The 14,385-nt window shown below is 44.3% G+C and carries 9 protein-coding genes and 1 tRNA gene; 3 read left to right on the top strand and 7 right to left on the bottom strand.

Going from position 1 to position 14,385, the window contains the following annotated elements; genetic code table 11:
- Together BLS28_RS28875 and tsaD are read right to left on the bottom strand one after the other, a co-directional pair.
- A partial coding sequence (locus BLS28_RS28875) for a transposase (RefSeq protein WP_176844536.1) occupies nucleotides 1–270 on the bottom strand: 270 nt, incomplete at its 3' end.
- Between the two features lie 64 nt (nucleotides 271–334).
- Complete coding sequence (tsaD, locus tag BLS28_RS28870) at nucleotides 335–1,336, bottom strand: tRNA (adenosine(37)-N6)-threonylcarbamoyltransferase complex transferase subunit TsaD (protein ID WP_091175954.1); 1,002 nt, start codon at nucleotides 1,334–1,336, stop codon at nucleotides 335–337.
- Nucleotides 1,337–1,537: 201 nt separating this feature from the next.
- Between tsaD and BLS28_RS28865 the strand changes: the two genes are divergently transcribed.
- On the top strand, nucleotides 1,538–5,968 hold the full coding sequence (locus BLS28_RS28865) for a translocation/assembly module TamB domain-containing protein (protein WP_091175951.1): 4,431 nt from the start codon (nucleotides 1,538–1,540) through the stop codon (nucleotides 5,966–5,968).
- 101 nt (nucleotides 5,969–6,069) lie between these two features.
- Here BLS28_RS28865 and BLS28_RS28860 read toward each other — a convergent pair whose 3' ends face one another.
- The 3 genes from BLS28_RS28860 to BLS28_RS28850 form a co-directional block, all read right to left on the bottom strand.
- Complete coding sequence (locus tag BLS28_RS28860) at nucleotides 6,070–7,275, bottom strand: bifunctional 3,4-dihydroxy-2-butanone-4-phosphate synthase/GTP cyclohydrolase II (RefSeq protein WP_091175949.1); 1,206 nt, start codon at nucleotides 7,273–7,275, stop codon at nucleotides 6,070–6,072.
- Between the two features lie 134 nt (nucleotides 7,276–7,409).
- The gene (locus BLS28_RS28855) at nucleotides 7,410–8,864 is read right to left on the bottom strand and encodes an LptF/LptG family permease (RefSeq protein ID WP_091175945.1); all 1,455 of its coding nucleotides are present in this window, start codon (nucleotides 8,862–8,864) and stop codon (nucleotides 7,410–7,412) included.
- A gap of 107 nt (nucleotides 8,865–8,971) precedes the next feature.
- Nucleotides 8,972–9,352, bottom strand: a complete 381-nt coding sequence (locus BLS28_RS28850) for an START-like domain-containing protein (RefSeq protein WP_090534561.1) — start codon at nucleotides 9,350–9,352, stop codon at nucleotides 8,972–8,974.
- A 163-nt stretch (nucleotides 9,353–9,515) separates the two neighbouring features.
- On the opposite strand from BLS28_RS28850, the gene BLS28_RS28845 reads away from it, so the two are divergent.
- A tRNA-Met gene (locus tag BLS28_RS28845) sits at nucleotides 9,516–9,589 on the top strand.
- Nucleotides 9,590–9,675: 86 nt separating this feature from the next.
- Here BLS28_RS28845 and BLS28_RS28840 read toward each other — a convergent pair.
- Entirely contained in the window at nucleotides 9,676–12,597 is a 2,922-nt protein-coding gene (locus BLS28_RS28840; RefSeq protein WP_091175941.1) for a response regulator, read from the bottom strand.
- Nucleotides 12,598–12,715: 118 nt separating this feature from the next.
- Entirely contained in the window at nucleotides 12,716–13,189 is a 474-nt protein-coding gene (locus BLS28_RS28835; protein WP_176844589.1) for an SgcJ/EcaC family oxidoreductase, read from the bottom strand.
- 174 nt (nucleotides 13,190–13,363) lie between these two features.
- Here BLS28_RS28835 and BLS28_RS28830 point away from each other — a divergent pair, with 174 nt between their 5' ends.
- Entirely contained in the window at nucleotides 13,364–14,230 is an 867-nt protein-coding gene (locus BLS28_RS28830; protein ID WP_176844588.1) for an NmrA family NAD(P)-binding protein, read from the top strand.
- Nucleotides 14,231–14,385: the final 155 nt, after the last annotated feature.

Here is a 14,385-nt window from a genome sequence, read left to right as displayed (position 1 = left end):
AGATAACCCCTTTTTCGCATTCAGCATTAATGAAATAGCCAAAAACCATTGCGGCAAAGGAAGTTTGGTGCCCTCGAAAACAGTGCCGACCAAAACGCTATAGCTGCGGTTACAGCTATTGCAAATATGCCGTTGGCTTTCCTGGCGCTTGCTGCTCCGTTTGCTGTTGCAATACGGGCATTCTGGCAATCCTTGCCATCTTAATCCTTCAAGATAGTCTATGCAACTGGACTGATCTGGAAAACGCTTAATCGTCTCTATGATATTCATTATCATAAATATACAAATTATTCCTGCCTTTTCATGGGCTATTACTCTTTAGGGGGCCGGGGGGCTAAAAAGCCATCCTTGCCATCGGGGCAACGTCCTGCCCTATAAACTCGCCTTTAAGGTATTTATGATAGCCTGCTATGGCAATCATGGCGGCGTTATCAGTACAGTATTCCATTTTAGGGATAAAGCTGTTCCACCCATTTTGTTCGGCCATGGCCTGCAGTCCTAACCTTAAGCCTGTATTGGCCGATACGCCACCCGCCAAAGCTATATCTTTAATGCCATATGCCTGCGCCGCTTTTTGCAGTTTGTTAAGCAAGATGGTAGCGATCCGTTTTTCTACAGATGCGCAAATATCGGCCATGTTCTGGCTAACAAAATCAGGGTTTTGAGCTACGTTATCGCGGATAAAATACAGAATGGAAGTTTTCAGGCCACTAAAGCTAAAATCATACCCCGGGATCTGCGGCTCTGGGAACTTATAAGCATCAGGGTTCCCCTGGCGTGCATATTTATCAATGAGCGGTCCGCCGGGATAAGGCAGGCCTAAAATTTTACTGGTCTTATCCATGGCTTCGCCGGCGGCATCGTCAAGGGTTTGCCCTATGATCTCCATATCAAAATAATCTTTCACCAGCACAATTTGCGTATGGCCGCCGGATACGGTGAGGCAAAGGAAAGGGAACGACGGGTTTTTATCGCCGATAAAATGGGCCAGAATATGGGCCTGCATGTGGTTAATATCAATAAGCGGGATGCCTTTTGCCAGTGCGAAAGCTTTGGCAAATGATACGCCCACTAAAAGAGAACCTAAAAGTCCGGGACCGCGTGTAAAAGCTACCGCATCAATATCATTTTTGCTTACTTTTGCGTTTAATAATGCCTGCTGAACAGCCGGAACAATATTTTGCTGATGAACCCTTGAGGCTAACTCCGGGACTACGCCTCCATAGGCCTCATGTATGGTTTGATTGGCAATAACATTGCTCATGATCACACCATCAACACAAACCGAAGCTGAGGTTTCATCACATGATGATTCGATTCCTAAAATTACGGGCACGTGTTTATTAATTATTGATTTACTGATTTAGTGAATTAGTGATTTATTAATGAGAAGCAAACCAATCCCTCTTACTAATTGTATAGGGATAGAGGAAAATTCACCAACTCATTATTTCGCTAACTCACTAATTAAAGGTGCAAAGTTATTAAAAAAGTACTCAAAATATTCCTGGGCCTGGTATTGTTCATTTTATTGACATTGAGCATACTTTTGCTCACATTTCAGTTTAAGCCGGTACAAACCTGGGCTGCCAAAAAAGCAGCAGCTTACCTTGCCGGCGAATTGAAAACCAAGGTTGGGATTAAAAGCCTTTACCTCAGGCCATTTCGCTCGGTGGTAATTGAGGGGCTTTATATTTTGGATAAAAAGCGGGATACCTTACTAAGCACACCCCGATTAGCTGTTGATATTGAGGATTTTTATCTTTTCAGCAGTATTAAACGCCGCACCATCAACTTTTCCAATATCGAACTGGATAATGGCTCCTTCTATCTCAAAAAACAAAAAGACAGTACTACCAACCTGCAATTTGTTATAGATTATTTTAATTCGGCGGATACCACCAAAAAAAACCAAAACCAACCCTGGACGCTAAATTTTGGAACCATTGCTATCAATAACTTTCATTTCAGGTACAAGAACAGCCTGCGCGATACGGTAATAGCCGGGGTTAACTTTAACGACCTGGATGTTCAGCATTTCAGCACGTTGATACAGGGTATGGATTTAAAGAACCACCTGTTTAAAGCCAATATAAAAAGCCTAAGCCTGCATGAAAAAAGCGGGTTCACCGTAAAACACTTCGCATCGGATGCTACAATAGATACCAATCAAATTTTACTAAGGCACCTGGCCATTCAAACACCCCGATCAGACCTGAAGGATTATTTCAGGATGAAGTTTAAATCGTTTGATGATTTTGATGATTTTGAAAACAAGGTGCACATGGATGCCAGCTTTAAATCGTCACGCATTTCGTCATCAGATATTTCCTACTTTACCAGTTCATTAGAAAAAGTGAGTTTTGATTTGGGTATTGACGGGCAGGCCAAGGGCTATGTGAACAACCTCAAAGCAAAAAAAGTGACCATTACCGGCGGGCAGGCCACTTTTGTTAAAGGCGATTTTAACCTGCACAACCTTACTGATTGGGATAATGCATTCCTGGAGCTAAAATTTGACCAGGTTGCCTCCAACAAAAAAGACCTTGATTACCTGATCAGCCATTTTTCGGGAACGCCTACAGAAAAGGCCCCAGCCATACTTTCCAAATTCGGCAACTTTAATTTTACCGGCAGGTTTACCGGCTCGCAGAATGATTTTGTTGCCTATGGTGTTTTTAAAACTGCGCTCGGTCGTTTTGATTCAGACATCAACCTTAAAATTGATAAAAATGGCCGTCCAAGCTACAGCGGCAGGGTTAACGCCTATGCTTTTGACCTGGGCACCCTGCTTGATCAAAGCGATTTGGGCAGGGCCACCTTTACTTCAAACATACAGGGCAGCGGCGACGCGCTGAAAAGCCTTACTGAAAAAGTGGATGCAAAAATCGCATCCATCACTTATAATAACTACACCTATAACAGGCTTACGCTTAACGGCAGTTTTATAAACAGGCTGGCCAACGCTCATATTACCATAAACGACAGGAACGTAAAGCTTGATCTTAAAGGCAAGGTTAACCTTAACCCCGCTTTGCCAACTTATGATTTGACTGCCGATATCAGGGACGCTAACCTGAACAAGCTTGGTTTTACCAAAGATACTTTAACTGTAAGCACGCTGCTTAAAACCCAGTTTAAAGGCGATGACCTGGCCAATTTGCAGGGGAACATCCTGTTTTCGCCGGCAAGGGTGGTCAATCCGCGAAATAATTATGCCGTTGACTCTTTGTATCTATCAGCCGACGGCATAGGTAATAACCGCACCATCGCTTTAAAATCTGACTTTGCCGATGGCAGCATCAAGGGCAAATATGATCTTGCAACCCTGCCTTCGTATTTTAAAACCATCGTTAAAAAGTATATCCCTTCCATAAAAACAACTATAGTGCCGCCTAAGCCTGAGGAGTTTGATTTTTCGCTGAACCTTAAAAACCTCGATCCGCTTACAGCGATTTTCCTGCCCGATCTGAAAATCCCTGAGCAAGGAACTTTTGTTGGGCAGTTTAACTCGGAAAAGAAAACAGCTACGCTATCGGGCTATATCAAAACGCTTAAATACGGCAAAACCGTTTTCCATGATTTTATTATTGACGAAAACACTACCGATAGCTTGCTGGGCCTTAACGTATCGCTGAGGCGGGTTGACTTAACGGACAGTCTTTTTATCAAGGATATCAACATTACCAACTTCCTGAAAAACGACAGCCTTAACTTTAACGTTAAGCTCTCGGATAAAAACGCTGTTAACCAGCTGGATCTTTATGGCCTGGTTGAATTTGGCCGCGATACTACGGCCAAACTTAAACTGCTGCCATCAGACATCATACTGGAAAAAGAGAAATGGAAGATCCAGGAGCAGGTGCGCATCCGTTTACTGGACGGCAAAACACAGGTATCGGGCTTTGAACTTTCAAACGGGCCGCAAAAAGTATTTATCGATGGTTTTATATCCGATAACCCCGCCGATCAGTTAAAGCTCTCGTTCCAGAAATTTAACATGCGTACGTTTAACCAGCTCACGCGCACTTCGGGGGTAAACTTAAAAGGCTACCTGGATGGCGACGTTAAACTGACCTCGGTGCTCAAATCCCCGGGGATTGATTCGCATTTAACTGTTGATTCGCTTGTCATGAACAAGACATTGGTGGGCAATGTAAAACTGGTTACCACACTTGGTAACGACCGCAAGCAAGCCGATGTTAATATGAATATCATTAACCGCGGCCTGGAAACCATGAACATTGGCGGCACCTACTCGTTTGGCAAAGAGACTGATGATAACCTTGATTTTGATATCAAGATGAACCAAACCGAAGCTATTATATTTGAGCCTTTTGTTAAAGACCTTGTTTCGGATATAAAAGGCCATGTTTCAACCGACCTCAAACTTACCGGCAAGCCCTCAAACCCGCAACTTAACGGCACAGTTACACTTGTTAACACCGGCCTTACCGTTAATTATTTAAAAACAGCTTATACGGTTAATAACAAGCTGGATGTCAACAACAGCATTATCAGCATTAAGGATATGGTTTTGAAAGACATTCACAAAGGTACCGGAACCGCCAATGGAACCGTAAACCTCAATAACCTATCCAACCCGGATATTAATGTAAGCCTTAAAGCCGATAACCTGATGGCCCTGAATACCACATTTAAAGATAACCACCTTTATTATGGTACGGCTTATGGTACAGGCACATTTAACTTCAACGGCCCGGTTGATAACATGAAGATTGATATTACCGCCAGCACCAATGCAGGTACCGTTTTCAATATCCCCCTTAATACCTCGTCAACCGCCAATGATTACGATTTCATTAAATTTGTAAGCCATAGTGACACCGCTAAAGTTGTTGCCAAAGAGCGTGCTTTTAACGGTGTTACCCTAAACTTTGATTTAAGCGCCGATGAAAAAACTATTGTAAAAATAGCTACTGATTATGGCCAGCTGGAAGGCAGCGGCGTTGCCCGTAATTTAAAATTGAATATTAACAGCCTGGGCGATTTTGAGATGTACGGTGACTTTTTAATATCATCAGGTAAGTTTGAATTTACTGCCAAAAACTTTATCAGTAAAAACTTTACTGTAAGCCAGGGTGGTACCATAAGGTGGACGGGCAACCCTTCAAACGCGGAAATAAACCTTAAAGCCTTGTATGAAGTCCGTACCAGTAAAGCGCCGCTGTATACTGCCGCAGGCCTGCAAACTCCTACCTCGGGGCAGCAAACTTTGGTACAGGCCGAACTGATCCTGACCAAATCACTGTTACAACCTAATATTGATTTCGACTTTAACTTTCCTACCGATCCATCTGTTAAGGACGACTTGGCGACTTACCTCGCTGATGCCAATAACCGGAGCCAGCAGGCTATCAGTATTATTGTTCGCCGTAACTTTACCTCAAACAGTAATAACTTAACCAACCAGGTGCTGGGTACAGCCGGCGAGGCGGTGAGCGAATTTGCATTTAACAAGCTTAACAGCCTGATTTCGCAATCGAACATTAAATATTTTGATTTGAACATTCGCTCATTAAATGAAGCAAGTGCATCGTTTAGGTTTTATGGCGACAGACTTACATTTAACGGAAGCTTATTTAGTAATAATGGCTCAAATGATATTTTTAATAATAACAACAGTAACCTGTTTAACCAACGGTTTAACAGCCTTACCAAAGACTTTGAGGCCTTATACAAAATACGCCGAGATGGCAACCTAACGGCGCGATACTCTTACAGGGCGTTAAACAACGTAACACTAAGCAGCCTTACAGATGTGTTGGCACCACAGTATGTAAACGGATTAGGTTTGGTTTACCAGCGTGACTTTGATACCTTCGGCGAGTTTATCCGGAACATATTCAGACAGGGCCGCCGCAAAAACGCACCGGTTAACCCCGCTCCTATCCCATCATCAATTACTACACCGGCAACCAGGCCCGATGAAGATGAGGACCAGTAGAGCTGAAGGCTTAAAGCCAAAAGCTTTTCTGCACAAATACATTGAATAGTAAAAGGCTTAAAGCAGATCGCTTTCAGCCTTTCGCTTTTAGCTTATAACGATCAATGATCCCGCATAATGGCATGGTCCATCTTGTCGCGTTTGGTGCGCAGGTAAGCTTCGTTATGAGGGTTTGACGCTATTTCGATAGGTACGTTTTCAACAACTTCCAAACCGTAGCCGATAAGGCCTGCACGTTTTTTGGGGTTGTTGCTCATTAAACGCATTTTGGTAATACCCAGGCTGCGCAGGATCTGCGCACCGATACCATAATCGCGCTGATCCATTTTAAAACCCAGTTTAAGGTTGGCATCAACAGTATCATAACCGTTTTCCTGCAAATGATAGGCCCTTAATTTATTGATCAGGCCAATGCCGCGGCCTTCCTGGTTCATGTAAACAATAGCGCCCTTACCTTCCCTGCTGATCATCTCCATCGCTTTATGCAACTGCGGACCGCAATCGCAACGGCATGAACCAAAAATATCTCCGGTCATACATGAGCTATGCACGCGGACTAAAATAGGCTCACCGGGCTCCCAGGTTCCTTTTACCAGGGCAAGATGATTTTCGCCGGTATCAACCTGGGTATAAGCTATCATATCAAAATCGCCCCATTCGGTAGGCATTTTAACAGCAACTTCACGCTTTACCATCGACTCATGCTCCAGGCGATAAGCGATCAAATCTCTGATAGATACTATTTTAAGGTTAAATTCTTTGGCTATCTCCAGCAAATCGGGCAGGCGGGCCATATCGCCGTCTTCCTTCATAATTTCGCAGATAACGCCGGCAGGCTCAAAACCGGCTAAAACTGCCAGGTCAATAGCAGCCTCTGTATGCCCGGTGCGGCGCAGTACACCGCCATCCTTGGCTATCAGCGGGAAAATATGCCCCGGGCGACCAAGATCTTCGGGTTTAGTAGCCGGATCGATCAGCGCAAGTGTGGTTTTTGACCTGTCGCTCGCAGAAATGCCTGTAGTGCAGCCATGCCCAAGTAAATCGACAGAAACCGTAAAATTAGTTTCGTGCGATGTGGTGTTATGGCTTACCATAGGCATCAAGTCAAGTTCGCGCGCCCTTTGCGCCGTAATTGGGGCGCAAACCAGGCCGCGGCCATGGCGTACCATAAAATTAATTGTTTCGGGGGTGGCATTGCGGGCGGCCGTTAAAAAGTCGCCCTCGTTTTCACGATCTTCGTCATCAACTACGATAATTGTTTTACCTGCTTTGATTTCTTCAATCGCTTCCTGTATGGTGTTTAACATTCTATACTTACTTGTTGGGTAGCGCCTAAACGCTTGTTTAATCTAAATCAAATTTAACGCATATTACCATGACTTGGGTCGGCCTTGTGTAAAATGATAATGCTTTTATAATATGGCGTTTATTAAATATACCGTTAATGACCGTGGCGGGTTGCCTTGGGCTTAAACTTTGCTGCCACGCGGTTTACAAAGCGTTTATAAATCTCCATATCAAACAAGGCGGAGTCTGTAGCCGCTTTATAAGAAAGGAACAAACCGATAGGCAGCAGCGTGATAATAGAAATCCACATGCCCAAATACTTGTTAATATCGCCGCCCTTAACCGATTTTTCGCCAATAGTGGTAATGATATAGTAGATGAGAAAAAATACCACCGAAACTACAACCGGCAGGCCCAAACCACCTTTGCGGATGATGGAGCCCAGCGGCGCACCGATTAAAAACAATACCAAACAAGCTACCGAAAGGTTATATTTTTTTTGATATTCTACAAAATACCTGCGGATACCTTCCGAGTCACCTTTATACCTGTCGCTCCGGTTTTTGATCACATCCTTGATCGACCTTATTTCGGAAGCCGCACTGTTGAGGCTCATTTGCTGTTCGGATAAGGTAAGGCCCTGAAAAACATCTTTTTTAGGATCAAACTCTTTATATTTTTTAATAACCTTTGATTGCGCAGGTATTGAATAGTATTTAATGTATGGTGTAACCAGTTTATAATTCACCATCACATTGCTATCTACTGAACGCTGCGACGAATCGAGATAATGCCTCAGCTGTTTAATGTTCATCATTTGAGATGCCGATTTAAATTCGCTTTCACTGGTGCGGGTGAGCTTAAATGCCGACAGATCAAACTTGGTTTCGGTTTCCTTAAAACGCTCCCGCAGCAGGCGCTGCCTCGTATTATATGTGGCATTTTCGGAAGCGGTTTCTTCATATGTCACCCCATCCTTTAAACGTAATACCAGGTATTTATCGCCCATGGTACGAAACATGGTGCCCTCGCGGGCCAGGATCACCGAATTGTTGTTATCACCTTTCTCACTTTTTTTATAGATCATGATATCGTACAACCGCTGTCCGTCCGGATCCTTACGTTTTACTCGGATTGTGTAGCCAGGAAAACTGGTACTGAACACCCCCTCGGGCAGCAAATCGGCCGATTTTTGTTTCCGGGCATCATACAACAGTGAATAATATTTAAGGTTGGCCACCGGCAGCATATAATCAGAAAAAAAGAACGCTGCGATACTAAGTATGGAAATGATCACGATCATTGGGTACATGGCCCGGCGCAACGAAATGCCTGCCGCTTTGATGGCAACGAGCTCGTAATTTTCGCCAAGGGAGCCATAGGTCATGATGGTAGAGAGCAGGATGGATAACGGGAGGGCCATTTGAACATTGGTGGCCGAATTATACATCATGAGCTCCAGGATGGTGTACCAGGCAAAGCCCTTGCCAATAAGGTCGTCAATGTATTTAAACAAAAACAACATTAGCAACACAAACATCACGATGAAAAGCGTAACCAAAAAAGGCCTTATAAATGATTTAAGGAGTAAAAGGTGGATCTTCTTCATCAGTGCTATTTGCAATTAACAGGGGCAAAACCAGTTAGCCGCACAGTTAAAACCCTTTAACGTGCAAAACCAGTTCAGCGTACAAAATTAGCTAAAATAAAGTTTTATCAGGCGCCCAATACACTTATGAGGTAATCGATAGAGTTATCCCAGATCTGCTTTCGTTCTGTAATGGCATCTTCCGTTGCAAAATCAGTAATGGCCAGGGCTACATCATTGGTAAGCTCATCCTGCATTATTTCCATTTCAAAATAATACTGGGCATCATCATCGAGCCATTTAAAACGTACAGACCTGTTTTCCTTAACTGAACAAAGTTTGGCTTTTTGCGATTCGTCATCCCATGTAAAAGTATAAACATGGTCACGAATATTAACCTCATCGGCAAACCATTGAGACAAGCCATTAGGCTCGCTTAAGAAGCTGAACAGGATACGCGGAGATGACTTAATCTCGTACTCAATGGTAAATTTTTTCTTTTCGGACATTCGGTTTACACTTAAAAAAACAGAAACAAAAGTAAATGTGAAACATTTTTTCTAAAGAAAACGAATTTCTACTATATTTGCAAACCTTTTTAGGAACGGCCACTTGTTTTAACGCAAGGCCACTCTTTTTATTAACCAGAAAAAGAGCCATAAAAATAAAAACGGCGGGGTAGCTCAGATGGTTAGAGCGTAGGATTCATAACCCTAAGGTCGGCAGTTCGATCCTGCTCCCCGCTACTTGAAGATGAAGCAGTTACAGTAAAACGTAGCTGCTTTCGTTTTTTCTGGTCATACAATGTTCATGCCACCCCTTAATAATGGAGTTAACGCAATGAATTTACCTGCTTGGGCGAAAACCCGAAATGCCGTGAAAAACTTGCTGAAAAACTTGCCGGGCTGCTGAAACCTACCTGGTAAGCTACTTCGGCAATGGTGGCTGTGCGGCGCGCCAGGAGATCGTGTGCATGTTGTAACCGTATTTCGCGTACCAGTTCGCCAGGGGCCCGGCCAGTTATTGCCTTTAATTTTCGATGCAGTTGAATTCTGCTCATACCAATATCTCCAGCCATCTGATCAGTCCCATAGCTGTTGTCATCCAGGTTATTTTCAACCGCGGCTTTTATCTTATTTAAAAAAGCCTGCTCTATCGTCGGCATATTGGGCAACTCTATCAGCCATCTCTTGTGCATTGCAACATGTTGTTTCAAAATATTGCGCGTCCCGATCAGGTTTCCGATCAGGGCCAGCAGTTCGCGCTTCTCAAAAGGTTTGGCAAGATAAGCATCAGCTCCTGTTTGAATACCTTTTACACGGCTATCTACGTCAGCCTTTGCTGTCAGCATGATGACCGGGATATGGCTTGTCCGTTCGTCTTTTTTCAATGTCCCGCACAACTCATAACCATCTGTATCGGGCATCATCACATCGGTAATAATGAGTGCCGGAATTTGTTCTATACCCATTGTGATTCCTGCCTTGCCGTCCGAAGCGGTAATTACCCGGTATTGCTCCGCAAGCTGGCGTTCAATAAAGTCACGGAGCTCCCGGTGATCCTCTACCAGCAAAATCAAGTCCATATCGGCCTCTGTTTTATCAGGTTTTGCTTCTTCGCTTTCAGCGGCTGCTTTCATAGCCTTAAACTCCACTACACCCTCATGAGCGCCCGCCGCTTCGTCTAAAGGCAACTGGATCACCACCTCGGTAAATGCCCCCTCCCAGCTATTTGCAGCGATACTGCCGCCCATTAGCTCAATCAGTTCTTTACAAAGTGCCAAACCGATACCGCTTCCTTCTGCAGCCTGGCTGCCCGGCGAATTGGCCTGGTAAAAACGACTGAAAATATAGGGAAGCTTTGATCTGGGTATCCCTTTACCTGTATCGCGAACGCGAACTACATATTGATTCCCGGGCATCCCATCATCGTGATAAAGAAAAATCTCCACCCTGCCTATCGCCGTGAATTTTACCGCATTCCCGATAACGTTCAGCATGACCTTGTCCAATTTATCCCGGTCTGCCATTACCCAAAGTTCGCGATAGCTTGACCGAAAATGCAGTGTGATGCCCTTTTGCAATGCAAGCGGCTCAAAACTTTGGACATGGCCTAATAATAATGCGTTTAAATCGAGCGGTTCGTACAACAATTCCATTAATCCCTGCTCCAGTTTACTCAGATCAAGCAACTGGTTGATGAGCCTCAGCAAGCGCTCAGCATTATTCAGGATCATCCTGTAATCCCGCAGCAATGATGGATCGGTGGTCTGGCCGGCAAGTTCCTTAACCGGATTGAGGATGAGCGTTAACGGCGTCCGGAATTCGTGCGCAATATTGCCGAAAAACCTTGATTTAACAGCGTCCAGTTCACGCAGCTTATCCGCCTTTTCTTCTAGTTCGGCTGTGCGTTGCTGTACAATAGCTTCTAATTTTCGAGCTTCGGCCGCAACCTGTTCGGTTCTTTCAGCTTCTTTTAACAGTGCAGAAGCCGACAATGCTTCAACCTCGGCCAGTTGCGCGGCCAATTGCTGGTTTGTGCCGGCATAATCGAGCGCGAGATAAAGGGACAGGCACACGGGTAAAACAAGTTCGCCCGCGCTCATCACAAATACCCGCATTGAATTATAACCGTAAGGCCATACGCCGAACGTATCATCCCAGCAAAAAATATAAACCAGGAAAACTGCCATTACACCCGTTGTAACTAACCACGCCTTGCGCCTGCCTTTACGTATAAGGTGATATACACAGATAAAGCCATCCACATTGCAAACAAGGAACACTAACGAAAAAAAATCAGGAAAATCAGTTTCTTTTAAAATATAAAATTTATAAAAGTAAAAAAGTAAATAGGCTGAGCATACGCACGCCAGGGTAACCTGGCGCCATCGATGTACCTGGCCATAATCTAACTTATACAGCAAAATGAGGCCCCACCACAACAGCAACACCTTCAGGTTATAGGTCATGTAATGAGCAATATATTGTAGCTGCGGATGGGCGGTTAAATAAAAAAGGTATATACCCCCGCTGGTGATGCCTGTTAGCATAACAAACAATGCGTAATAAAAATTCAGCTTCTGCTTCGGATAAAACAGAAAAAGCAAAAAGTGCAGCAAGCCAAGAATGAACGCAGCGGCGGCACACATTGGCACAAAATTATATAGCGTCCGGGCGCGCATTATCCGCTTGCTATACAAATCGTAATTGGTAAGTAACACTTCAAAGCCTACAAAATTACGGTATACACCAAAAGGGTTGGCGTAGTGAATAGTTACCAGATGCGGCGCATTGTCCTTTAACCAAAAAGGTATCATCTCTAATGGTGCCCGGTTGGCTTCCGTTGCTTCAACCGGATGGCCTATTTTGCCATAGCCGCCTATTGGCTCACCATCAATAAATATTTCTGACGCGCCGTCATGATTAATGCGCAGGCCAAATTTTTGGCCCGCCACATCCTTACCTGCTTTTACCCAAATATTAAACCAGCCAATACCTTTCCACCCGGCGGGTAGCTTATCTGTGCCAAATGCCGTGTACTGTACAGCCTCCCAGCCGCCGGAACGGGCATCAGGCGGTGTATTTGCGTTATTTATTTCAGGATGAAAGAACCAGTGTTTATCACGCAGCGATATTTCATTGTAGGCGCCGAAATCTTTGTGATGCAGGGTTACCGTGTCCTGTGCATCGGCCGCACCATACAAACCCAATAGCAAAAGCAGTAAAACAATGGAGCATTTAGCCAGATGCATAATATGTAGATTATGTTTGCGTAAAATCGCAGGGCCTTTTATAATCAAAAATAATATTTTATTTATTATAATATACAGATACTACAGGGCTTTATTCATCACCAGAGCGGCTTTAATATTAGTTAATGCCTTTTTCCAGCCTGGCGTTTTGACCCGCAAATATCTTCCATTCACCGTCCCGTTTTACCACGACGATCATCCGGCGAAACTCAAACGTTTGACCCGGATATCGTTCGTCGCCGGCAAGGCCTGTTCGTACATGTACAACCGCAAGGTCCTGATTCAGATAGGTAATATCTTCAACAGCCCGGGTATAGTACCGGGTGTTTTTAAAATAAGTATTATGAACCTGCTTATAATGCCTAAAAATATCATCCCGACCTTTATAGTAGGCGCCAAACCAGTTTACCCAGGTAGCATCAGAGGTGTAGTTGGCCGCCAGTTTTTCGGGGCTATGGCTATTCCATGCATCTTCATAATTTTTGATCATCTGCCGTATAGCAGCGTTATTCGATGCTGTGTCAGGCTGCTGGGCCAGTACGCTGGCACTGCATAGCCATATCAGAAGTATCAGGCTTGTTATCTTTTTCATGGGTATTTTATACAGGTGGACAAACATCCATAGCGGATACTACAAATAAAGGTGATACTTCATGATGTTACTTATGTTTATGTTACAAATCCTTTATCTTTTGTTACATAAAGCTAAACCTGCACTATTCATGAAACGATTTTTTACGGCATGAATATTGAAATTAACAGCGTTATGAAATACACACACGTTATTTTAGGAGGAACCGGCCATATCGGTGCCGCGCTTTCGACCTCTTTGCTGCAAAGCCAGCAAAAGGTCATGATCATTGGCCACGATCCGGCTAAAGCTGCCGAATGGACTGTTAAGGGGGCAGCCTATGAGGTTGCAGACATCCGGGACACAGCCCGTTTAAAAGAACTGTTCGGACAGGCGGAACGCCTGTTTGTGCTGAACCCGAATGCGGCTCCCGATAAAGATATCGATGCGGTGGAAAGGGAACAGATCGGCAGTATCCTAAACGCGCTTGAAGGGACGAAACTGAAAAAGATCGTCGCCGCTTCTACCTATGGCGCACAGCCCGGAGATCATATTTTTGACCTCGGTGCACTGTATGAATTAGAGCAGGGCTTAGCCAAATTGAACATCCCGCTGGCAGTGATCCGCAGCGCTTATTACATGAGCAATTTTGACCAGGCAATACCAGCCGTCCGGGAAAAGGGAGAATTGACCACTTTGTTTCCGGCGGACTTTAAGTTGCCCATGGTTGCGCCGGCAGATATCGGTGCGTTCGCAGCCAAATTAATGCTGGACGACCGGACCGGGCTGTTCTTCCTGGAAGGGCCTGAAACCTATTCTAATCAGGATGTGGCCGAAACATTCGGTAAGCTATTGCACAAAACGGTAAACGTGGTGACTGTGCCGGAAGCTGGATGGAAAGACTTTATGATAAAGGGCGGCTTTTCCGAAAAAGCGGCGGCATCTTTCGCTAATATGACGAAACTTACCATTAGCCAGCAATCGGAAATACCAACCGCCCAACACGGGCCTACTACCTTGTTTCACTACCTGGAAAAGCAATTGCAGGTTAATGATGCTTAAAATACTGTATCTCTTTTTCGTGTTTCATCGCGGCTTCTTGTTTTACCGCAAGGTCAATCTTTTTACTAACCACAAAAAGAGCTATAAAAATAAAAAGCCTAAGGTCGGCGGTTCGATTCTGCTCCCGCTACTAAATGCGCAATTGAGGCATATTT

The organism is Mucilaginibacter gossypii (assembly GCF_900100945.1).
Lineage (GTDB): Bacteria > Bacteroidota > Bacteroidia > Sphingobacteriales > Sphingobacteriaceae > Mucilaginibacter > Mucilaginibacter gossypii.
This window is presented reverse-complemented; position numbering and strand designations above follow the sequence as displayed.

Bases quoted from the DNA above. Each gene is read 5' to 3' on its own strand.
- BLS28_RS28860 (WP_091175949.1), bottom strand. From the start codon at position 7,275: ATGTTAAACACCATACAGGAAGCGATTGAAGAAATCAAAGCAGGTAAA.
- BLS28_RS28855 (WP_091175945.1), bottom strand. From the start codon at position 8,864: ATGAAGAAGATCCACCTTTTACTCCTTAAATCATTTATAAGGCCTTTT.
- BLS28_RS28850 (WP_090534561.1), bottom strand. From the start codon at position 9,352: ATGTCCGAAAAGAAAAAATTTACCATTGAGTACGAGATTAAGTCATCT.
- BLS28_RS28840 (WP_091175941.1), bottom strand. From the start codon at position 12,597: ATGCATCTGGCTAAATGCTCCATTGTTTTACTGCTTTTGCTATTGGGT.
- BLS28_RS28835 (WP_176844589.1), bottom strand. From the start codon at position 13,189: ATGAAAAAGATAACAAGCCTGATACTTCTGATATGGCTATGCAGTGCC.
- BLS28_RS28830 (WP_176844588.1), top strand. From the start codon at position 13,364: ATGAAATACACACACGTTATTTTAGGAGGAACCGGCCATATCGGTGCC.